At 63.5% G+C, this 21,090-nt stretch carries 18 protein-coding genes; 7 read left to right on the forward strand and 11 right to left on the reverse strand.

Going from position 1 to position 21,090, the window contains the following annotated elements:
• Positions 1-49 precede the first annotated feature (49 nt).
• On the forward strand, positions 50-1,078 hold the full coding sequence (locus RCJ92_RS04035; RefSeq protein WP_446753826.1) for an AsnC family transcriptional regulator: 1,029 nt from the start codon (positions 50-52) through the stop codon (positions 1,076-1,078).
• 10 nt (positions 1,079-1,088) lie between these two features.
• On the opposite strand, the gene RCJ92_RS04040 is transcribed toward RCJ92_RS04035, so the two are convergent.
• Positions 1,089-1,211 carry a hypothetical protein gene (locus RCJ92_RS04040; RefSeq protein WP_446753827.1) on the reverse strand — a complete coding sequence of 41 codons (123 nt, stop codon included), beginning with the start codon at positions 1,209-1,211 and terminating at the stop codon, positions 1,089-1,091.
• 609 nt (positions 1,212-1,820) lie between these two features.
• Here RCJ92_RS04040 and RCJ92_RS04045 point away from each other — a divergent pair.
• Positions 1,821-3,935: a hypothetical protein gene (locus tag RCJ92_RS04045; RefSeq protein ID WP_446753828.1), complete on the forward strand. Its 2,115-nt coding sequence runs from the start codon at positions 1,821-1,823 to the stop codon at positions 3,933-3,935.
• A 450-nt stretch (positions 3,936-4,385) separates the two neighbouring features.
• Here RCJ92_RS04045 and RCJ92_RS04050 read toward each other — a convergent pair whose 3' ends face one another.
• The 5 genes from RCJ92_RS04050 to purS form a co-directional block, all read right to left on the reverse strand.
• Positions 4,386-4,916 (reverse strand): hypothetical protein, encoded by a 531-nt coding sequence (locus RCJ92_RS04050; RefSeq protein ID WP_446753829.1) that lies wholly within the window; start codon positions 4,914-4,916, stop codon positions 4,386-4,388.
• Positions 4,917-5,188: 272 nt separating this feature from the next.
• Complete coding sequence (locus tag RCJ92_RS04055) at positions 5,189-6,148, reverse strand: restriction endonuclease (protein ID WP_446753830.1); 960 nt, start codon at positions 6,146-6,148, stop codon at positions 5,189-5,191.
• Between the two features lie 520 nt (positions 6,149-6,668).
• Positions 6,669-8,984 (reverse strand): phosphoribosylformylglycinamidine synthase subunit PurL, encoded by a 2,316-nt coding sequence (gene purL, locus RCJ92_RS04060; RefSeq protein ID WP_446753831.1) that lies wholly within the window; start codon positions 8,982-8,984, stop codon positions 6,669-6,671.
• Positions 8,981-9,733 carry a phosphoribosylformylglycinamidine synthase subunit PurQ gene (purQ, locus tag RCJ92_RS04065; RefSeq protein WP_346922314.1) on the reverse strand — a complete coding sequence of 251 codons (753 nt, stop codon included), beginning with the start codon at positions 9,731-9,733 and terminating at the stop codon, positions 8,981-8,983. The genes purL and purQ overlap by 4 nt, the downstream gene beginning before the upstream one ends.
• Positions 9,733-9,984 (reverse strand): phosphoribosylformylglycinamidine synthase subunit PurS, encoded by a 252-nt coding sequence (gene purS / locus RCJ92_RS04070; RefSeq protein ID WP_054820624.1) that lies wholly within the window; start codon positions 9,982-9,984, stop codon positions 9,733-9,735. Before purS ends, purQ begins: the two co-directional genes overlap by 1 nt.
• Positions 9,985-10,187: 203 nt before the next feature.
• On the opposite strand from purS, the gene RCJ92_RS04075 reads away from it, so the two are divergent.
• On the forward strand, positions 10,188-10,610 hold the full coding sequence (locus tag RCJ92_RS04075; protein ID WP_246049680.1) for a YchJ family protein: 423 nt from the start codon (positions 10,188-10,190) through the stop codon (positions 10,608-10,610).
• 20 nt (positions 10,611-10,630) lie between these two features.
• Here RCJ92_RS04075 and RCJ92_RS04080 read toward each other — a convergent pair whose 3' ends face one another.
• On the reverse strand, positions 10,631-11,584 hold the full coding sequence (locus RCJ92_RS04080) for an ankyrin repeat domain-containing protein (protein WP_343833074.1): 954 nt from the start codon (positions 11,582-11,584) through the stop codon (positions 10,631-10,633).
• Positions 11,585-11,738: 154 nt separating this feature from the next.
• Between RCJ92_RS04080 and rlmC the strand changes: the two genes are divergently transcribed.
• On the forward strand, positions 11,739-12,884 hold the full coding sequence (rlmC, locus tag RCJ92_RS04085; protein WP_446753837.1) for a 23S rRNA (uracil(747)-C(5))-methyltransferase RlmC: 1,146 nt from the start codon (positions 11,739-11,741) through the stop codon (positions 12,882-12,884).
• Here rlmC and RCJ92_RS04090 read toward each other — a convergent pair.
• The 4 genes from RCJ92_RS04090 to RCJ92_RS04105 all read right to left on the reverse strand — a co-directional run bounded on the left by RCJ92_RS04090 (position 12,881) and on the right by RCJ92_RS04105 (position 17,561).
• The gene (locus tag RCJ92_RS04090; RefSeq protein WP_138925525.1) at positions 12,881-14,464 is read right to left on the reverse strand and encodes a cation:proton antiporter; all 1,584 of its coding nucleotides are present in this window, start codon (positions 14,462-14,464) and stop codon (positions 12,881-12,883) included. The genes rlmC and RCJ92_RS04090 overlap by 4 nt on opposite strands.
• Positions 14,465-14,551: 87 nt before the next feature.
• Complete coding sequence (locus RCJ92_RS04095; protein ID WP_446753832.1) at positions 14,552-15,046, reverse strand: hypothetical protein; 495 nt, start codon at positions 15,044-15,046, stop codon at positions 14,552-14,554.
• Between the two features lie 46 nt (positions 15,047-15,092).
• Complete coding sequence (locus RCJ92_RS04100; RefSeq protein WP_446753833.1) at positions 15,093-16,013, reverse strand: 3-methyladenine DNA glycosylase; 921 nt, start codon at positions 16,011-16,013, stop codon at positions 15,093-15,095.
• Between the two features lie 135 nt (positions 16,014-16,148).
• Positions 16,149-17,561 (reverse strand): CitMHS family transporter, encoded by a 1,413-nt coding sequence (locus RCJ92_RS04105; RefSeq protein ID WP_446753834.1) that lies wholly within the window; start codon positions 17,559-17,561, stop codon positions 16,149-16,151.
• A gap of 170 nt (positions 17,562-17,731) precedes the next feature.
• Here RCJ92_RS04105 and RCJ92_RS04110 point away from each other — a divergent pair, with 170 nt between their 5' ends.
• From RCJ92_RS04110 to RCJ92_RS04120, 3 genes are read left to right on the forward strand one after another with little or no spacing between them, the layout of a single operon-like run.
• Positions 17,732-19,414 (forward strand): ATP-binding protein, encoded by a 1,683-nt coding sequence (locus tag RCJ92_RS04110; protein ID WP_446753835.1) that lies wholly within the window; start codon positions 17,732-17,734, stop codon positions 19,412-19,414.
• Between the two features lie 3 nt (positions 19,415-19,417).
• Positions 19,418-20,092, forward strand: a complete 675-nt coding sequence (locus RCJ92_RS04115) for a response regulator (RefSeq protein ID WP_446753836.1) — start codon at positions 19,418-19,420, stop codon at positions 20,090-20,092.
• Between the two features lie 50 nt (positions 20,093-20,142).
• Positions 20,143-21,084 (forward strand): cytochrome b/b6 domain-containing protein, encoded by a 942-nt coding sequence (locus RCJ92_RS04120; protein WP_346922308.1) that lies wholly within the window; start codon positions 20,143-20,145, stop codon positions 21,082-21,084.
• Positions 21,085-21,090 lie beyond the last annotated feature (6 nt).

Genomic DNA, 21,090 nt, shown 5'->3' on the forward strand with positions numbered 1-21,090 from the left:
TCAAGGTTTAATTGCATTTGAACGTGGATCGACCGAAAATAGTTGCACGATGATGGATTTCGAACTAGCGCAAGATGACTTGGAACTAGTGCATGCGCTACAAATAGCGCCACGCTTAAGTTGGACAGAGCTGGGCAAGGTGCTTGGAAGGCATCCGGCCACCTTGTCTAACCGCTGGAACCGCCTGCATTCGCAACGGGTCGTCTGGATACTGGGGCATTTGGGTGGCCGCCCGCAGATGCATTGCACCGTGCTCTTGGACGTGGAGGCGGATCCCCGACTCATGGATGCCACTTTGCGGGCATTGTGCCGGATACCGGAGGTGAATTCCGTTGACAGTTCCTCGCGGCATGCCGATTTCCGGTTGACCTGCATCGCTCCGGACTGGCTGAGCATGTCACACCGGGTGCTGCCCAAATTGTGGGCAGTGGAAGGGGTTCTGAGGATCAAGGCCTCCGTCTGCACACGCGTCTATGCCAGCGGAGACCAGTGGAGACTCGATGTCCTTTCACATCGGCAGGAGGATGAGCTACGCGCCCTGGCGCCAGCACCGCAGGTTTCAGTCGGAACTATCCCTGCGGCCCTGTGGCCCTGCCTTGAAGTCCTGCAGGTCAATGGCCGAGCAACAGCACGGGATATTGCCCAATCAACAGGACAGCATCCGGCCACCGCAGCTCGCTTGCTCAATGCCGCACTATCCGCAGGCATGGTATACATCCGTTGCGAACTGGCTACCGACTATTCCGGATCCCCGCTGTTGGTACAGTGGTTTACCAAGGTGCCACCGGGAATGGAAGACCGAATCGCGCAATTCCTTAAAACTTTTCGCAGCCTAAGATTGTGCGCAGCCACCACGGGGGAAGCGAACCTGACGTTCAACATGCAGCTGCATGAACCATCTGAAATCGCTAGCATCGAACGAAAGCTCGTCGCACAGTTTCCGCAACTGCAGATCCTTGAAACCTGTGTCGGCACAAGAAGCTACAAGCGCATGGGATGGCTGCTCGATGCCGACGGGCGGTTCAACCGATCTCCAGACGGCATTGAAAGTAGCTACCGATCGAGACCGCATAGCTGAGGATGAACCGCTACAGCTGGCTGCGCCCCTGAAGGGAGGCGCGCAGCACCTGCAGCACCCCGTGCTCGGTATTGGCCGGGGCCGTGAAGTTCGCGGCCTGCGCCACCAGCGGGTGAGCAGCGACCCCATGCACTCCACAGTGCGGATTTTTCTCATCGATAAATTTATATTATGTATAGCTCTGGCTTTTGTATTGTCTTATCCTGCGGACTCGGGGATCTCTGGAGGGCATGCTGGCGAGGCAGGAACTATCTAGCGGATGGCTACTATCCAGTCACAAACAAATACGCTAAATTATTCTTCTACACGTATTCATTCGAATACACGTCAGGCCGGGGTGTCCTCCTCTGAGATCCGCACTCACGGCAACAGAATCCGCGGCCGATGCGCTTTCTGCGCAGAACCAGGAAAACATGCCCCCTAGCGTCACTGGCGCTCTGTTCTCCACCGCCCTCGCCTCCGGCCTGTTGTTCTCCGCCGCGCCGGCACATGCCACAGAAGCACACCTCGCCTTCGCCACAGCCAGCACCCAGGAAACCACCGCCGAGGAGCTATCCGCCTCGGCACCAGAGGCATCGGAAAGCATATCTGCCTCCGTGGAGGCTGGAGAAACTAGTCGTACCGAGACCGCAGACCTTCCTGCCGAGCCCAGCGTAGAACCGACAGAACAGGCTGGCTACGAAGGCAGCTCAGACGCCCATGAGCCAACCGATGCGAGTCGCAGCTACTTCTATTCCCGTAAGTGACCGATAACCTATCTTATGTAAAGCTAGGGGCAGTTTATCCCGTAAAGCATGAACAGGCCGTCGTCCTGCTCCGACCCTGGGCGGCTGAAGCGCGCCATGGTATTGCTGATTTTCGGCGGATTTTTAGTCTAACCGTGGAATGTGCTCGTATTCTGAGGCGATGTTTCGCCCGCGAATACTCTGATCCGAAAAGCTGTGCAAAGATTTATCCAGTTCTCAAATCTAAGCATCCCGAGGGGCACATGAACTTTCACCGCACAACACTGGCCATCAGCGCTGCCCTGGCTCTCGTTGTCGGAGGCCTCACGCCGGCTGCTCAGGCAGCCCCACCCCACAGTTGCTGGTCATGGAGCGATGAAGAAGATCGCCCGTTCCATATGGAATGCTCTGAGGTTGAATCATTGGCGGATCTGGATGTTCCCACCACGGTGACCGAGCTGAGGATTCTGAACCAGGACGAATCAACCATAGCGGGGCTGGAGCGTCTGAAGGACATGCAACAGCTGACTTCTGTGGAAATCTACGGTGCCACCAACGAGGCGGTTGCGGCTGTGGCTCAGTTGCCCAACCTGAAGAAGCTTTGGGTCACCTTCCTGCCAGCGTCCGGTGTCACTGATGCCACGCGTACTGCTCTGACCAAGATGACAAAGCTAACCAGTCTGACCGTGCAAGACGCGGGCATCACGGATTACTCCTGGGTGGCAGCTATGCCTCTGCTTGAAGAGTTCAAAGCCAATGAGACGCATTCGCTTTCCAAGGGCTGGGTGGGCAAGACGCTGACCTTCGCACCAATTGTCGGTGTAGATGGCCGAGCCATCGTTCCGCACCGCCCTTCATGGGCCGCTGATCCACAGCCCGTTTACACGAAATTTACTGCCACCTCCGTGCTGCCCATGGTGGCCGGCAGCAACGTCATGGTCGCAACCTCCGATGCAACCACGGGTTCCTCCCTGATCTCTTCTGATATATACGTTGTTTTGGTCAGCGACGTATTTGATACCGCGAAGTCAAGCCCGCTGAGAGTCAACTACCGCACAGCACGAAAGGACAATTCTGACTCTCCTTTCGCTATCGTCGGTGACGAATTGGAAATACCTTGGGGCTCCTATGCGCAAAAGAACTTCCAGTGGTTCCGCAATGCTGTCGCGGTCCCTGGGGCTACCGGGCGCACCTATAAGCTGACCCCCGCTGATGCCGGGAAGAAGATCACCGCAAAGTACACCAGCGTTGAGAAAACTTCTTGGGACAAGAAGATTGTCTATGTCCCTACCGCTACCCTGTCCACCGGGTACGACCTACCGATCCCGGCCTCTGAGTCCGCTCACCCCGCTGCCAAGCTGACCGGCACCGGATTCGTGACGGAGAAACTCAGTGTTGCGTTGGATCCCACCGTGTTCCCCCATGCCCAGAAGACGTATCAGTGGTTCAAAGACGACACTACTGCGATCAAGGGCGCGACTGGTCCCACCTTCAACCCAGATGATTCTTTGAACTTGAAGCGGGTGCACGCCGTCGTAACTTTCGTTGGCGCACATGCGGAGCCGGTCGAGCTGATCTCCAAATCCGTAAAGATCGATCATGGCAATCTGAAATCCGGGAAACCGACCATCTCTGGCTCCGCTAGGGTGGGGTCGAAGCTGACGGCCAAACCGGGAACGGTATCCAAGCAGGATGCGAAACTTACTTACATCTGGCTGCGCAACGGAAAGGAAATTTTCCAGCAGAATCGCAGCACCTATACTCTTGTTCCCGCCGACTTGGGGAAGAAGATTAGCGTAAAAACACAGTTCACCCACCGTTATTACAACACCGTGGTCACTCAAAGTACAGCGACCAAGACAGTGGCACCGGGAACGCTAAAGGTGAGTAAGAAACCGACTCTCTCAGGCAAGAAGATCGTGGGGAAGACCGTAAAAGCGTCATCCGGCGCCTATAGCCCCATTGCTGAGAAAGTGACGTACCAGTGGCAACGCTCCGGCAAGAACATCAAAGGTGCAACCAAGAGCGGCTACAGGGTTACTAAAGCTGACAAAGGCAAGAAGCTGACAGTCAAGGTGAGCGCAATAAAGAAGGGCTACACAACGAAGAGCACTGTAGTGACTGCCAACTAATACCATTTTGCGTCGAGAAGAACCTGCGGTGCAGCTATTGCGTAAAGTTAGCTGTCGAGTCGCTTCATTGCTGTTGTAGGGATCGTCGAGAACACGGCCGGGAGTTTAATTTGTGTGCACAAAGAGCTTTCCTTGAGTCGATCCCCTATCGCTACAGCACAGGTCTAGATTCGGCAGCGCGGGCGCATCGCTGGACTGGAGCTCAGGAATTACTTTCGCTCCTATCGGTTGAAGCTGATAACCGACGTTATGTAAAGTTAAGGCTGCTGTATTGTCAGAACATGCGAACTCATGGCCTCTTGATAGTTCATTGACTACTCGGGCTTTCGCTGACACCCAGCAACTTTCCCCGAGCCTCGCCAATGTGTCATGGATCCTGAGCTGCGGTAATGTGGTACAAGACTCACTGGTGCGTTAGGCCCTAAAGAATTTCTTTGACTAGGGGAGCCACTAATTCCTTCCGCACTCGGGGGGCGTAATGCTTACTCCTTCGACCTGTTGGTACGCGGCTAACGCTGCTTGTACCCAAATGCCGCGAACTCTGAGGTATCTGTCAGTGTCAGTGTTATGAATGCTTGGGTCCATTTCAACCTGTTGGGCACGCTCACGAGCAATCTGCATACGCTGCTGCGCTTCGCTGAAAGCGCTCGGCCTACACTCCTTCAGGTCTTCCATAAGATCTGTCGCAGCGGACACTACGCCTTCAGCCTGTCCTGCCGAATAGAAATCAAATTTTCGTTGGGCTTCGCTTTTCCACACTTCAATTAATTGCGTTGCGCGCGTTTGGGGATCAGTCAAAAGCCGATTCTCCGCTTTAAGCTGCGCGTTAGACCAAAGAGTGGTTGCCAAAAATGCGCCCATCACTAAAGTCCCGACTAAGCTAATGACAAATTTCCCTTTAGCATTTTTCCATGCCGCAGAGAGACTCAAAAAGAACCCTGCCAATGTTGCTACTGCTAGAACAGCAGATAAAAAATCCAAGTTTCCTCCACTGCTACCTATACGAGCATGGCAGCCTCTTTTACAGATATCGTAGTCTTCTATGCTATCGGCCCTGGTCGTCAATTCGTTGGGCCGAGAACGTATGTGAACACTAAGTCGACACAGCAGCGGTCCTCCGCTGCAGAGATTAATGATGGCGCAATGGCCAGCCTCAGAATTTACTCAGGCACGCAGACAACGAAGTTTCGACACACGGTGACCTAAATCATCGTGAAATAGCAGTCTTCAAACTTTAGAAGAAGACCGAGGCATCAACTTCTTGGGGGCCATTGAATCCAGTAATCGATCTCCTGTGGCCAGGTGCTCCCCAGATGTCGATCTAGCAATTCAACTAACTTCGTTCCGTCTACAAGATCCAGTTTGCTATTTCCGGAAGCCATTTGGTGGGTGTTCTTTGAAATCCTCCCGGTAGTCAGTAAAACTGCGGAAGTTGCATGATCGTTATCGGCAGTTCCAAGAATTGCGCGAGCTTTCGTAATTGGAACTGAACCACCATAATGTGCACAATCAATAACCCGATGCTCTCGACGTCCAGCCTGTTCTAATTTAGCAATTACGTCGCGACCTCCATCATTTGTTGGAGCAGTTAGTGTGCAACTAAAACCCATCTGCGAATATAGATTAGCGGTAAGGTGTTCTAGTTCCCGAGGGCTGATCTTCCCCAGGGCCTCGGCCGAGTTGCTGCTCCTCCGCGATAGATACCCGGCGGCAATTACTGCTTTGGCGTCCCATAGCCCTTCGAGACGACGATCCGGCAAGGACTGCGCATGGGCCATTAAGTAGGCCTCGATGACTTCCATCGCCTTCTTGGGCCAATGGGGCAGTAAATCAACAACCCATCGGACACCCGGATGCGCAGGCTTATTTGGATTAGCCAAACGCTTTCCATACTCGGTGGAAGCAAGCTTTTCTTGTATCTTCCCAACGTCCGACGTTTGGAGAAGTTTGAGATTAAATGTATCAGCACCGAAATTAACGTACTCGAAGAGAAAGCATCTTAATATACGAGTCACCTGATCCAACGATCGCTGATCGATCGAGGAAACATACTTTCTAAGCATTTCGTCTGTAGGAAAAGCCAGCATCGAAGGATCGAGATCGCTGTCAGGGTCAGCTGTCTCCATTTTGCCGAGCCATTCCTCTAGATCATCTTGATCATGGAGTTTTGAATCCTGCGTCTCGAGCCGTCCGGGTAAGCTTTGCGATTCCATAACTATAATTTTCGCACGACTACACAATAAAATACCCCTGCAGGGCCGCCGCGCAATGTCTTGCAACTGAAGAGTTGCAAGACGTCTCGTCATGCTCCTTTTCCCCGCTCCTAAACCCTTGAGAAAACAGCGATGGACGATTCTCGTAACTATGTGCGGCAACCGATCTCTTGAGTTTGTGTCACCATCGTTAGTTGCGAGACACCCTTCACGTACTAAGGTTCTGGCTGGTCAGATACGTCCGCGCATCTACCAAAGCTCGGAACACAAATCTGCAGATTTAGGTTCTTCTCGCGGCAGAGGTGTCCGGGGATAACCTCTATGTGGACCCCGTCCTTTCCATTGCACCCACCAAGTGACCAGTACCGGGGAAAGCACTCGGCGCATTGCGCCCAAGGGGACTGTGGCCATCACCTCCATGTACAAGACGGGGCGGCTCACCCCTGAGGAGAGGGGAAACGCAACGGCCCGTCTCCCCGCGAGGGGGAAACGGGCCATTGCGCTAATGGGAGAGCGGCGATTAACCGAAGTACTTCTCCATGGTGCCCTCGTGGGCCTCACGCAGTTCCTCCACCGAGGCGGTGAAGTGCCCCTGGACTTCCAGCGCGTTGGACTCGGCGTCCACCACGCCGATCCGGGCCACGGTGATCCCGCGGGCGCTGGTCATGTCGTTGAAGCGCACTTCCTCGCTGCGCGGCACCGCGACCAGGGCGCGGGCCTGTGTTTCGGAGAACAGCGCAGTGAACGCGTCGATGCCATCACGAGCCATGATCTCATCCAGCGCCACCCGGGCACCCACGCCGTAGCGCAGCACCATCTCGGACAGCGCCGCGGCCAGGCCGCCTTCGGACAGGTCGTGCGCGGCGTCGATCATGCCGTCGCGGCTGGCGTTGATCAGCACCTGGCCCAGCGCCTTCTCCGCGGCCAGGTCCACCTTCGGCGGCAGACCGCCCAAGTGCCCGCGCAGGTTCGCGTACTCGGAGCCGTCCAGCTCATCCAGGGTCTTGCCGATCAGGTAGATCGCCTGCCCGTCGGCCTCGGCGCGCCACCCGGAGGGGGTGCGGCGGGCCACGTCATCCAGCTTGCCCAGGGTGGCGACCACCGGGGTCGGGTGGATGGCCTTCTCCCCGGTCTGGTTGTACAGCGACACGTTGCCGCCGGTGACCGGCACGCCCAGCTCCATGCAGGCGTCGGACAGCCCGCGGATGCCCTCGGCCAGCTGCCACATTACGTCCGGGTCCTCGGGGGAACCGTAGTTCAGGCAGTCGGAGACCGCCGCCGGGATGGCCCCGGAGGTGGCCACGTTGCGGTAGGACTCGGCCAGCGCCAGTTGAGCTCCTGCGTAAGGATCCAGGTAGGTGTAGCGGCCATTGGCGTCGGTGGCGATCGCCACCCCCAGCCCGCTCGCTTCGTCCACGCGCACCACGCCGGCATCATCCGGGGAGGCCAGCGCGGTGTTGCCACCCACGTAGCGGTCGTACTGGCGGGTGATCCAGGACTTGTCGCACAGGTTCGGGCTGGCAATCAACTCCAGCACCGCCGCCTTGAGCTGCTCACCGGTGCCCGGCAGATCCTGCCCGGCCGCGGAGGAGCGGAAGGTGTCGGCCTGCAGCGCATCCTGCCAGTCGGGGCGGGCGTATGGGCGGTCGTAGACCGGGCCGTCGTGGGCGACGGTCTTGGGATCCACGTCCACGATCACTTCGCCGTTCCAGGTGATGACCAGGCGGTTGGTGTCGGTGACCTCGCCCAGCCAGGAGTACTCCACGCCCCACTTGGCCATGACGGCCTCGAACGCCTCAACGTTCTCGGGGGAGACCACCGCCATCATGCGTTCCTGGGACTCGGACATCAGGATTTCGCCCGGGGTCAGGGTCGAGTCGCGCAGCAGCACGTTGGTCAGCTCCACGTGCATGCCGCCCTCGCCGTTGGAGGCCAGCTCGCTGGTGGCGCAGGAGATGCCCGCGGCACCCAGGTCCTGGATGCCCTCGACCAGGGAGGCCTTGAACAGTTCCAGGCAGCACTCGATGAGCACCTTCTCGGCGAACGGGTCACCGACCTGCACGGCCGGGCGCTTGGAGGGCTTGGAGTCGTCGAAGGACTCGGAGGCCAGCACGGAGGCGCCGCCGATCCCGTCCCCGCCGGTGCGTGCCCCGAAGAGCACCACCTTGTTGCCCACGCCCGAGGCGTTGGCCAGGCGCAGGTCCTCGTGGCGCAGCACGCCCACGGCCAGCGCGTTGACCAGCGGGTTGCCCTGGTAGATCGGGTCGAACACGGTTTCCCCGCCGATGTTCGGCAGGCCCAGCGAATTGCCGTAGCCGCCGATGCCGGAGACCACCCCGTGCACCACACGCTGGGAATCCGGATGGTCGATGGCGCCGAAACGCAGCGGATCCATGACCGCCACCGGGCGGGCGCCCATGGAGATGATGTCACGCACGATGCCGCCGATGCCGGTGGCCGCACCCTGGTAGGGCTCCACGTAGGAGGGGGAGTTGTGCGATTCGATCTTGAAGGTCACGGCCCAGCCGTCGCCCAGGTCGGTCACGCCGGCGTTTTCGCCGATGCCGACCATCAGGTCCTTCTTCATCTCCTCGGTGACCTTCGCACCGAACTGGCGCAGGTGGTTCTTCGTGGACTTGTAGGAGCAGTGCTCGGACCACATCACCGAATACATCGCCAGCTCGGCGGCGGTGGGGCGCCGGCCCAGGATCTTGACGATCTCGTCGAACTCGTTTTCCTTCAGGCCCAGTTCGGCCCAGGGCAGCTGAACCTGAGGGGTGGCCGAGGCATTCTCCACGGTGTCGATATTGAATTCCTGAGCGACGTCCTTGCTCATTTCTTGCCTCCAACAAGGTGGGTCAGAACACTGGTGAAGAACCGCAGGCCGTCGGTGCCGCGGTGGTCCGGCCCGAAGCCGGGCTCGATGGCGTGCTCCGGGTGCGGCATCAGGCCCACGACGTTGCCGGCCTGGTTGCTCACCCCGGCAATCGCACGGCGGGAGCCGTTCGGGTTCCAGCCCACGTAGGAGAACGCGATGCGGTTCTCCGCCTCCAGCGCGTCCAGGGTCTTCTCATCGGCCACGTACTGGCCGTCCTGGTTCTTCAGCACGATGGTGATTTCCTCACCCTGCTCGTACTCACCGGTCCAGGCGGTCTGGTTGTTCTCCACGCGCAGCACCTGGTCGCGGCAGATGAACTTCAGATGGTCGTTCTTGATCATCGAACCGGGCAGCAGGTGCGCCTCGGTCAGGATCTGGAAGCCGTTGCAGATTCCCAGCACGGGCAGCTTCGCGTCGGAGTTCGCCGCGTCCACGATCTTGTCCATCATCGGGGCGAAGCGGGAGATCGCCCCGGCACGCAGGTAGTCGCCGTAGGAGAAGCCACCGGGGATGATCACCGCGTCCACCTCTCCCAGCGAGGTGTCGGCGTGCCACAGCGGCACGGCCTGGGCGCCTGCGGCGCGCACCGCACGGGCGGCGTCGCGGTCATCCAGGGTTCCGGGGAAGGTCACCACGCCGATGCGGGCGCCGGACAGTTCGGCACTGGGCGTCGAATAGTCGCCAATCAGGGGCAGTTCGGTGCTCATTAGTCCGCGACGACCTCGACGTTGACGACGTCCTCGATCACCGGGTTGGACAGCAGGGTGGCGGCCGCCTCACGGGCCTGGGTGAGGATCTGCTCGGTCACCTCGCCCTCCACAGTCAGCTCGAAGCGCTTGCCCTGGCGGACAGCTTCGAAGGAGGAGAAGCCAAGGCGGGGCAGTGCTCCCGCAATCGCCTTGCCCTGGGGGTCAAGGATTTCTGGCTTGAGCATGACATCAACAACGATCCGGGGCATCCGGCATATCTCCTGTGCGCGAGGGGGTTAAATGCCACACGGAGTTGCCGTCTCACACCAGGGGGATTGGCGCTCCGCGAGCTTGCCCATCCAGTCTACCGGCAATGTGACCGGTGCTGGGCCGAGTGTGAGACAGCTATCCCCGGGACCGGAACCCGCTCGCCGTACGGGTGCCGGGCGCAGCCAGGCAGTACGCTGGAGGCGTGGCTACTTCACTGAGCACTTCACTCGCGGCGACCTGCCCTTGCCGGGTCGCCGAGGAGCACGCGCGCAGCTATGGGCGCTGTTGCGCCCCCTGGCACGCGGGACGGGCCGATGCCAGCGCGCTGCCGCAGAGCGCCGAACAGCTGATGCGTTCACGCTACAGCGCGTTTGTGCTGCAGCTGGCCGACTACCTGCTGGCGACCTGGCATGAGAGCACTCGTCCGCGCAGCATCGACTTCGACCCGGGTGTGCACTGGCTGGGGCTGCGGATCCTTTCCACCCGGGCCGGCCAGGAATCAGCCTCGCGCGGGGTGGTGGAGTTCGAGGCCAGCTACCGTGCGGCCGACGGGGTGGGCACGCAGCACGAAAAAAGCACGTTCGTCAAGGAAGACGGGGCCTGGTTCTACCTGGACGCCCTGTAGCCGCCGGGCGCGGCCGCACCCTAGCGCGAGGCGCTGCGGATGACCTGCACCATCTGCGACAGCCCGCGTTCGCTGGCCAGCTCCAGCGCGTCGCTGCCGGTGCGGTCCTTGATCGTCGCATCGGCCCCGCCCAGCAGCAGCAGCCGGGCGACGTTGACGAAGTTCGATGAGTCCTGGCCCAGCACGACGGCCTCATGCAGCGCCGTCCAGCCCAGGTCGTTGACGTGGTCAACCTCCACGTCGTGCTGCAGCAGCAGGCGCACGGATTCGACCTCACCGTTTTCGCTGGCCATCATCAGCGCGGTGCTGCCCATGTGGTTGGTGGCCTCCAGTTCCGCACCGTGCTCGATCGCGGCGGAGAGCACCGGCACCATTCCCTCGGCGCTGGAGCGCAGGTAGGCGGATTCGTGGAAGTCATCGGTGGCGTTCGGGTCAGAGCCCAGCTTCAAGAGCTTCAGGGCCATCGCCTCGTCCTTGTTCACCACCGCCTTCAGCAGCGCGGTGCGCCCGTAGCTGTCGCGGGCCTCCAGGTCCGCGCCGTCGGCAACGGCCTTCTCCGCCTGGGCGACCTTCTTGTTCTTTACCGCATCCAGGAGCTGGGTGGTCGCCTTGTCGTAGCTGGCACTGGTGCTGGGCAGCAGGGACACCGCCGGGGCCTTCGCGCCGGTGCCGGCGCTGGAAAGGGGGGCCACCTCATCGGCGGTCTTGCTCGCAGCGGTGGAGGGGGCCGGTTCGGTGGTGGCCGGCGCCTTGCCGGTGCTGCTGGCCTTGGGGTCACTGCTGGGCTGTGGGGCGGCCGCGACCTGGCCGGATCCCTGTGCGGCGGCCTCGGGGGCCGAAGATGAGGTGGGGGCGGCGGGCTGGGCCGGTTGGGACGGAGCCGAGCAGCCGCTGACGCCCAGCGCAGCGGCCAAGGGCAGGGCCGTGAAGGCCAGGGGACGACGAAGCGAGCGGCGTCGAATCTGCTGAACCATTGTCCCTTTCCGGGGTTGCGAGTGCGGTCATCATGCTACGCCCCAGCGAAGCAACTGGGTTTGAGCCTATCGCCGGAACCTGAAAAATCCCGGGCAATCAGCGTCGAGCTCACTTAGTTGGCAGCGGGGCCGATTCGATAACATGGCCAGCATCATGCAATGCCTCTACTTCTCGGCCGGCCGGTGCCGTTCCTGCAGCCAAATGACCCGCCCCTACCAGCAGCAGCTGCAGGGCAAGGCCGAGCACTGCGCCCAGCTGCTGGCCGGGCATGAGCAGCTGCGCTTCCTGCCCCCGCAGCCCAGCGTCGAATCAGGGTTCCGCAACAAGGCGAAAATGGTGATTTCCGGCACCAGCGAGAACCCGACCATCGGCATCCTGGACGCGGACGGGCACGGGGTGGACCTGCGCCACTGCGGGGTCTGCGACCCGGCGTTGCGCGCCGCGTTTCCCGTCATCGAACGCTTCATCCGCCAGCTGGGGCTGATCCCCTATGACGTGCCGCGGCGCAAGGGTGAGCTCAAGCACGTGATCATCACCCTGGCCCCCTCCGGGCAGCTGATGGTGCGCTGGGTGCTGCGCACCAAGAAGCACTTCGTGGCGCTGCGCGATTCGCTGCCGCTGTTTTCCAAGGCGCTGCCCGCGGCGAAGGTGGTCTCGGTGAACTTCCTGCCCGAGCACAAGGCCGTGCTCGAAGGCAGTGAGGAGATCGTGCTCAGCGCCGCCCAGACCCTGCCGATGGAGTTGAACGGCATTGGGATGCACCTGCGCCCGCAGGGCTTCTTCCAAACCAACACGCCGATCGCCGCCGCCCTGTACCGCCAGGCCGCCAGCTGGGTGCGGCAGCTGCAGCCGGCCAGCGTCTGGGACCTGTACTGCGGGGTCGGCGGGTTCGCATTGCACGCCGCCGCGCCGGGGCGCAGCGTGACCGGGGTGGAAACCAGTGCCGAGGCGGTGCGCGCGGCCGAACGCAGCGCCGCGGACCTGGGGCTGGCCGATACCCGGTTCATCGCCGGGGACGCCACGCAGTTTGCCCTGGCCCAGGACCAGGCCCCGAAGCTGGTCGTCGTCAACCCGCCGCGGCGCGGCATCGGGCCCGCCCTGGCCGACTGGCTGAACACCTCTGAGGTGCAGCACGTGATCTACTCCAGCTGCAACGCGGTGAGCCTGGCCAAGGACCTGCGGCGCATGGACCGGTTCACCGCCGTCGAGGCGCGGGTGATGGACATGTTCCCGCAGACCAACCACTATGAGGTGATTGTGCGCCTGCAGCGCCGCCCCCGGACGGCGGACAACGGCTAGCGGTCCAGGATCATGGTGCGCTGGTCGAGGCGGTGAATGATCTCATCGACCATGTGCGGGTCCACCCCCGGTTCGTTGCGCGCCCGCAGCAGCTCGTTGCGGGCCGCGTCCAGCGCCTGGCTCTGCAGGGAATCGGAGATGTGGATCAGCTTGCGGTACTTGGCCATTTTCTGCCCGTGCAGGGTGTCGCTTTCCACCTGCGACTCTTCGCTGAGCAGCAGGGTGTGCAGCGTCTGCAGCCGGCGGGTCACCAGCTCCCGGTAGTCATCGGGCAGCCTGTCCAGGTCCGGGGAGGCCTTCAGGGTCTCCATCGCGGTGTGCTGTGCCCGGTTGGCCAGCTTGCGCCGCTTGCGCCCCAGCAGCTCCACATTGTCCTGGATCTTCAGCACCCGCATCAGCGCCGGCAGGGTCAGCCCCGGGATCACCAGCGTGGTCAGCAGCACCGCGCAGGCGGTGACCACCGCAAAGTTCCGGCCTTCGATCGCCTGCCCGGCCGCGTCGCTGACCGGCAACGCGAGCGCCAGGGCCAGGGTCGCCAGCCCGCGCATCCCGCACCAGGTGAGCACCAGCGAGTCCTTGGCGGCGGACATGCCCTGCGCCCGCACGTGCGGCAGGTAGTAGGTGGCGAAAATCCAGGCCAGGCGCACCAGGATCACCACCGCACAGATCAGGGCCACCTGCGGGATGAAGGTCAGCAGGTGCGCGCCCTCCTCGATGACCACCCGGTTCATCTCAATGCCCATGAACCCGAACGCCAGGCCCGTGGCCAGCATCTCCAGCACTTCCCAGAACGCGGTGCGGGTCAGCCGTTCACGGGAGTCCTGTGGGCGGGCCCGGCGGCCCAGCTCCAGCGCCGTGACCACCACCGCGATCACCCCGGAGGCGTGCACCTCCTCGGCCAGCAGGTACACCGCATAGGGGGCCACGAGCGTGGCCGCGCAGCGGGCCACCAGGTTCGGCACGAAGCGGTTCATTGCCCCGACCAGCCAGGCCATTGCAATGCCCAGGATGGTGGCGGCCGCGGCGCCGAGCACGAACTGCGGGATGATTTCCAGTCCCACGTCGGTGCGGTTGATGGTGGCGTTCACCGCCAGCTGGAAGATCACGATCGCCATCGCGTCGTTGAACAGGCCCTCGGTCTCCAGCAGCGAGGTCAGCCGGCGCGGCATCTTCACCTTCGTGGCAATCGCGTCCACGGACACCGGGTCCGGCGGGGCGACGATGGCGCCCAGCGCGATGGCCAGGGGCAGGGACAGCAGCGGCACGAAGGCCCAGACGGTGGCGGCCACGGCGCCGGCGGTGACCACGATCAGCAGCACCGCCATGCGGATCAGCGTGCGCCAGCGCAGCCGGAAGACCGACCAGGAGCTGCGTTGGGCGGTGGCGAACAGCAGCGGCGGCAGGAACAGCGGCAGGATCAGTTCGGGGTCGATGTGCAGGGTCGGCATGAACGGCAGGAAGCCGGCCACCAGCGCGGTCAGCAGCATCAGGATCGGATAGGGCAGTCCGATGCGTTCGGAAACTCCCACCACCAGCACGGTGACAAAGAGCAGGGCGACGGTGAGGAGGAAGAATTCCATGACACCTCAAATCCTAGTTGTCACACGATCAAATGTAGTTGATTTTCATCAACTTTTTTCCGTGTCGGTCCGCGGGTGGCAGGTCGCCTAGAGTCCGCCGTGGCCCAGCAGTGGGGCCAGCGCATCCCATTCGGCGATCGCGCAGCCGTTGCTGCGCGTAAAGGAGGTTTTCACTGCGTTGCCCCGGTGGGTGCCGATGACCACGGCCCGGTCCGGCCCGCCGTACTGCTCGGTGCACGGCTGGGAGGCCGGGCGCTGCGGGGCGAGGACCGCCGGGTTCTCCTCAATCATCGCGCAGGCTGCCGCCGCATCCGGGACGGTGCTCGAATCCACCGGCTCGGCGCCCCGGCAGCTCAGCGTGTACTGGCTGCTCAGGTTCGTGCCGTCGGCGTGCAGCTCCACCGTCAGCGTGGTGTCCACGGCCGGATCCGTGGGGCTGGGGGAGGGGGCGGAGCTGCTGCTGGCGGTGGTCGTTGGCTGCTGCCCGTCGGGCTCGACCTGCGCGCAGCCGCTGGCCGCCATCAGGGCCAGCAGGCAGGTCAGCGAAAGTCCGGCGCGGCGCGCCAAGCGTAGAACGTCCATAGTCCATTGTGGCTTGAAGCACAGCCCGGCCGCCAGCGTCCCGGCGTTAGCTGGTGCTCAAGGTGTTGCCGCAGGCCGGCAGCGCCACGGATTCGGCGACCGCCAGCAGCCGCGAACGCAGCACGTCGGCGCGTTCGGCGAAGCGCTTCTGCTCCCGCACGTAGCGGGCCTTGCCCTCGGCGGTTTCGATCCGGATCGGCGAGTAGCCCCACTCGGCCAGGTCGTAGGGGGAGGCCTGCATGTCCATGGTGCGGATGTCCCAGGCCAGCTCGAAGCAGTCCATCATCAGCTCACTGGAGACCAGCGGCACCAGTTTGTACGCCCACTTGTACAGGTCCATGTTGGCGTGCAGGCACCCGGGCTGTTCCAGGTCCCGCTGGGTTTCCCGGGTGGGCTGCAGCTCATTGAGCGGCGCGGCCTGCGGGGGGTAGAAGCGGAAGGCGTCAAAGTGGGTGCAGCGGATCCGATGCCTCTCCACCACCCGGTCGGTGCCGGCCGCGCCCAGCCGCAGCGGCAGGTATTCGTGCCGGATCCCGTTCTCCTCGGACTTGTAGGCCATCGCCCACTCGTGCAGTCCAAAGCAGGAGAAGCTGGCGGGGCGGCTCGCGGTGCCGCGCAGGATCACCCGGGCGAACTCCAGCATCCGGGCCCGTGCGGCGGCGAACGCGGCGAGATCGACCTGCGCGACCGGCGTGCCGTCCACCTCGGAAACCCGGTAGAACTTCCAGTGGGCCCGCTGCCGGGCCGGTTCCCCGGCCAGCTGCACCCCGGCCCCTGGATGCCAGCGGTACAACTGGCCGGGCTTCTGCGTGTAGTAGGTGAACAGGAAGTCTTCAACCGGGTGCTTCTTCCCGCTCATCCGCCGCGTGGTGAAGGCCTCGCCGAAGCTGCGTGCGCGCCGCTCATGCTCCAGGGCGCGCTCGCCCCATGCGGCGGCGGGCAGCAGGACGGTTTCAGGCGTGGGCATGGCACCCATTATCCCGCCCCTGAGGCGGTGGCGGCCAGCGGGCGTCGCGCATCTCACTCCCACCGCCCGCTTAACGCCGCTGGCGGCTCTTCCCGGCAATGTCGGGAAGAGCCGCCAGCGGCGTGGGAAGTGGGTCTAGCCCATGTGGATCACGCCGAAGAGCACGCCGGAGGCGAGCATCACCAGCGAGACCACCAGGGCCCGCCACAGCACCTTCTTGTGGTGATCGCCCAGGTCAACCTTGGCCATGGAGACCAGCAGCAGGATCGCGGGCACCAGCGGAGACTGCATGTGCACCGGCTGGCCGGTGATCGAGGCGCGGGCCATGTCCACCGCGTCGATGCCGAAGTGGGCCCCGGCCTCGGTCAGCACCGGCAGGACACCGAAGTAGAACGCGTCATTGCTCATGAAGAACGTCGCCGGGACGGAGATCAGGCCGGTGAGCACGGCCAGGTAGGGGCCCATGGAATCCGGGATGATGTCCACGAGCCAGGCGCTCATCGCATCGACCATGCCGGTGCCCGAGAGCACGCCGGTCAGCACCGCGGCGGCCAGCACCATGGAGACCACGGCGATGATTTCGCTGGAGTGCGCGGTGATCATCTTCATCTGGTCGCTGACCTTCGGGAAGTTCACCACCAGGGCGATGCCGGTGCCGACCATGAACAGGTAGGACAGCGGAACAACGTCGATGATCAGCAGCACCATGATCGCCACGGTGAGCACCAGGTTGAAGATGAACAGCTTCGGGCGCAGCGTCTCGCGGTTCGGGTCCAGCGCGGTTCCGTCCATGGTGGGCCGTTCGGTGCCATCGCCCTTGGTGGCCACCGCCTCCAGCACGGCCACCGGGGAGGAGCCCGGCCCGCCGGCCGGGGCCTTCGGGCGGTTCAGCGCGCCGCCGCCCAGCTCGGTGCCCCACACCTCGGGCATTTCGCGGTGCAGCCGGCGACGCTCGGACAGGCCCAGCTGCCAGGCGAAGATGCCGACCACGACCAGCGCCACACCCAGGGAGGGGAGCATCGGCACGAAGATGTCGGTGGCCTCCACGCCCAGGGCGGCTGCGGCGCGGGCTGTGGGCCCGCCCCAGGGCACGACGTTCAGGGTGCCGTTGGTCAGGCCGGCCACGCAGGTGAGCACCACCGGGCTCATGCCCAGGCGCTGGTACACCGGCAGCAGGGCGGCGGTGACCACGATGAACGTGGTGGAGCCGTCGCCGTCCAGCGAGATCACGGCGGTGAGCAGCGCGGTGCCGATGACGACCTTGGCCGGGTCGTTGCCGACCAGCTTCAGGATCGCGGCCACCAGCTTGTCGAACAGGCCCACGTCGATCATGATGCCGAAGTACATGATGGCGAACATGAGCAGGGCCGCGGTGCCGGACATCGACTTCACGGCGTCCATCACCATGTCGCCCAGGCCCAGCCCGGCCCCGGCGAACAGCCCGAACACGGTGGGCACAATGATCAGTGCCAGCATCGGGGTCATGCGTTTGGTCATGATCAGCACCATGAAGGTGGCGACCATGAGGAATCCGAGGGCAACTAACATTGCACCGACCTCCTTGGCGGAAAAACGTTGATGATTGCACCCGTGGGGCGGGTACGCCATTGACGCTACGTGGGCTGCGTCACGACCGCGGCTTGTGCCGGGTTCTGATCGCTTTTAGTTTTTGACCGCTTTTTGCTCATTAAAATCTCCCCGGCCCGTATGCTGGGTAAATGCGCTCCACCACCGCCACCAGCCGCCGCCTGAGCGGCAAGCACTTCGCCTCGCGCATCATGCGCCTGCAGTTCGCGGTGCTTGGGCTGCTGATCCTGGTGGTGACCGCCGCGACCATCGCGGTGCGCTATGACCAGGTCTTTGAACGCGCCGAAGCCACGGCCCTGGGCATCGCCCGCACCGTGGCCGCCGATCCGCAGGTGCGCCAGGTGGCCGCCGAGCAGGCCGAACGTGAGCGGCTCGACGCCGGTTCGCTGCGCCGTGGGCCGCTGCAGGCGCAGGCCGAGGCGGTCCGGCGGGACACCGGGGCCGCGTTCGTGGTGATCACCGAGGACCGCGGGCTGCGCCTGACCCACCCGAATCCGCGGCAGATCGGCCAGCGGGTCTCCACCGATCCGGTTGCGCTAAGCGGGGTGGAGGATGTCTCGCGGGAGCACGGCACCCTGGGCGATTCGGTGCGCGCCAAGGTGCCGGTCCGGGCCCCGGGCACTGACGCCGTGGTCGGGGAGGTCTCGGTCGGGCTGGCCACCGAGTCGCTGACCCGCACCCTGCTGGTCTCCATTTCCTGGATCATCCTCTTCGCGCTGCTGGCCGCGGTGCTGGCCACCCTGGTTGGCCGGGCGACGGTGCGCCGGCTCAAGCGTGAGACCCTGGGGCTGGAACCGGCAGAAATCGCCCAACTGGTCCGCGACCAGCAGGCCGTGCTCTACGGGGTGACCGACGGGGTGATGGGCCTGGGCAGCGACGGGGTGATCACGGTGCGCAACAAGGCCGCCCGGCAGATGCTCGGGCTGCCGCACCGCACCGAGCTGGCCGACGTGGTGGGCCGTCACTACGCGGCCGCCGGACTGAACGAGCGGCTGGTCACCGCTATCCGGCAGCGCGAACGCACCCCGGTGCGCCTGGAGGTTGGCCAGACCTCGCTGATCGCGCGCATCAATGACGTGGTGCGCGACGGGGTGGACCTGGGCCAGGTGATCCTGCTGCGCGACGTGACGGTGGTTGAGGCGTTGGGCACCAAGCTGGATGCGGTGCAGGACATGGCCGACGCGCTGCGCGCGCAGCGCCACGAATTCGCCAACCGGATGCACGCGGTGCTGGGACTGCTGCACCAGGACAGGATCGACCAGGCTCGCGACTACCTGCGTGAGGTCACCGACTCGGGGCCGGCCATTGTCCCGGTCCAGGGGCTGGAAACCGTCAACGACCCCTACCTGGCCGCGTTCATTGCGGCCAAGGGGATCAGCGCCCACGAAATGGGAATCGAGCTGCGCATCTCCCCGGACTCAATGCTCTACGCGCCGGTCGCCAGTGCCCACGACGCCCAGGACGTCACCGCGGTCCTTGGAAATATGCTTGATAATGCATTTACTGCTTCACTAGGGGCTGAAGGGCCGCGGTGGGTGGAAGTCGACCTATTGTCCGAGGGGAGCACCCTGCATTTGGCGGTAGCCGATTCGGGGGCGGGCATCACCACCGCACAAGACATCTTCAATCCCGCGGTCACCACCGGCAGCCAGCTCGGTGCCGGGCACGGACACGGGGTGGGACTGCCCCTGATCCGCCGGCTGGCCCGGGCCCGCGGCGGGGACGTGTGGGTGGCCGACCGGGGCGGGGAGCACGGCGGGGCGGTCATTGCTGCCCGGCTGCCGTCGGTATTAAGCGAGGAAAGGAAGGGCTGAACCATGCCAACCCCTGGGGACTACCGGGTGCTGATCGTCGACGACGACTTCAGGGTCGGTGAACTGCACGCCTCCATGGTCAATGAGATGCCGGGTTTCACGGCGCTGGAACCGGTGCAGGATTCGCGCACGGTGCCCAAGGTGGTGGCCGCGCAGCAGCCGGACCTGGTGCTGCTAGATTTGTACCTGCCGCACGTGAGCGGCCTGGAGCTGGCCAAGGTGCTGGACGTGGATGTCATCATGGTCTCGGCCGCCAGCGAACCGCAGAACATTGCCGCGGCCCTGCGCGCCGGGGTGCTGGCCTTTGTCATCAAGCCCTTCGAACCGCGCACCCTGGCCGCCAAGCTCAAGGGCTGGGCCCGCTACCGCCGGCAGCTGGCGGCGAGCACGAACCTGGACCAGGGTGCCGTGGACCGGCTGTACAAGGCGTTGTGGGCGGGGGAGGAGACCGCCGCGCCATCCGGAGGCGCCGCCCCCACCGAGCAGGCGGTGCTGGCCTGCGTGCAGGATGCCGGCGAACCCTTGAGCGTCGCCCAGGTCGCCGAGGCCGTGGGAATCGCCCGGGCCACCGCGCAGCGGTATCTGGCCGCGCTGGTCGCCAGCGAGGCCCTGCAGCTGCAGCTGAGCTACGGAAACCGGGGCCGACCTGAACACCGATACCTGACTTCACCTCGGTAGGAACGCTACGATAAGTGCAATCACCACTTCGTGTCGAAGGAAAAACACATATGTCTACGATCGGCAAGAAACCGTCACGCACCGGGAAGGCCACACCACCCCCGTGGCTGCGCCCGGTTCTCACGGTGGCAGCGGCATTGATCGTCGCCGCCCTCGTGGTGCTGCTGGCGCGCTGGCTGCGCACCCTGGAACCGGTGCAGGATTTCCTGACCCGCTACCCGGGGCATTCCACGCTGCCGCAGAACGCGCCGGTCGGCTTCCCGGCCTGGATGGGCTGGCAGCACTTCCTGAACATGTTCCTGATCGTGCTGATCATCCGCTCCGGCTGGCAGGTGCGCAGCACCGGGCGCCCGCGCACCTTCTGGACGCGGAACAACAAGGGGCTGGTCAAGACTAAGGGCACGCCGAAGAAGATCAGCCTGGAACTGTGGTTCCACCTGAGCCTGGACGCCCTGTGGGTGCTCAACGGGCTGGTGTTCTACATCCTGCTGTTCGTCACCGGCCAATGGATGCGCATCGTGCCAACCCACTGGGACGTGTTCCCCAACGCCCTTTCCTCCGCCCTGCAGTACGCCTCCTTCGACTGGCCCCTGGAGAACAGCTGGACGAACTACAACGCCCTGCAGATGATCACCTACTTCCTGGTGGTGTTCGTCGCCGCGCCGCTGGCCATCATCACCGGGCTGCGGATGTCCAACGCGTGGCCGAAGCAGGCCAGGATCAACAAGGCGTACCCGATCGAGCTGGCCCGGGCGATCCACCTGCCCACCATGCTGTTCTTCGTCATGTTCATCATCGTTCACGTGGTGCTGGTCTTCTCCACCGGGGCCCTGCGCAACCTGAACCACATGTACGCGGCACGTGATGACACCGGCTGGCTGGGCCTGTGGGTCTTCATCGGCTCGGTGGTCGTGGTCGTCGCCGGCTGGCTGCTGGCCCGCCCGATCTTCCTGCGCCCGATCGCCGGGCTCACCGGCAAGCTCAGCCGCTAACGCGCC

The organism is Glutamicibacter sp. BSL13 (assembly GCF_052928425.1).

Excerpts from the sequence above, each read along its gene's own strand:
- RCJ92_RS04035 (WP_446753826.1), top strand. The coding sequence starts at position 50 with ATGATGGATTTCGAACTAGCGCAAGATGACTTGGAACTAGTGCATGCG.
- RCJ92_RS04055 (WP_446753830.1), bottom strand. The coding sequence starts at position 6,148 with ATGGAATCGCAAAGCTTACCCGGACGGCTCGAGACGCAGGATTCAAAA.
- purL (WP_446753831.1), bottom strand. The coding sequence starts at position 8,984 with ATGAGCAAGGACGTCGCTCAGGAATTCAATATCGACACCGTGGAGAAT.
- purQ (WP_346922314.1), bottom strand. The coding sequence starts at position 9,733 with ATGAGCACCGAACTGCCCCTGATTGGCGACTATTCGACGCCCAGTGCC.
- purS (WP_054820624.1), bottom strand. The coding sequence starts at position 9,984 with ATGCCCCGGATCGTTGTTGATGTCATGCTCAAGCCAGAAATCCTTGAC.
- RCJ92_RS04080 (WP_343833074.1), bottom strand. The coding sequence starts at position 11,584 with ATGGTTCAGCAGATTCGACGCCGCTCGCTTCGTCGTCCCCTGGCCTTC.
- rlmC (WP_446753837.1), top strand. The coding sequence starts at position 11,739 with ATGCAATGCCTCTACTTCTCGGCCGGCCGGTGCCGTTCCTGCAGCCAA.
- RCJ92_RS04090 (WP_138925525.1), bottom strand. The coding sequence starts at position 14,464 with ATGGAATTCTTCCTCCTCACCGTCGCCCTGCTCTTTGTCACCGTGCTG.
- RCJ92_RS04095 (WP_446753832.1), bottom strand. The coding sequence starts at position 15,046 with ATGGACGTTCTACGCTTGGCGCGCCGCGCCGGACTTTCGCTGACCTGC.
- RCJ92_RS04100 (WP_446753833.1), bottom strand. The coding sequence starts at position 16,013 with ATGCCCACGCCTGAAACCGTCCTGCTGCCCGCCGCCGCATGGGGCGAG.
- RCJ92_RS04105 (WP_446753834.1), bottom strand. The coding sequence starts at position 17,561 with ATGTTAGTTGCCCTCGGATTCCTCATGGTCGCCACCTTCATGGTGCTG.
- RCJ92_RS04110 (WP_446753835.1), top strand. The coding sequence starts at position 17,732 with ATGCGCTCCACCACCGCCACCAGCCGCCGCCTGAGCGGCAAGCACTTC.
- RCJ92_RS04115 (WP_446753836.1), top strand. The coding sequence starts at position 19,418 with ATGCCAACCCCTGGGGACTACCGGGTGCTGATCGTCGACGACGACTTC.
- RCJ92_RS04120 (WP_346922308.1), top strand. The coding sequence starts at position 20,143 with ATGTCTACGATCGGCAAGAAACCGTCACGCACCGGGAAGGCCACACCA.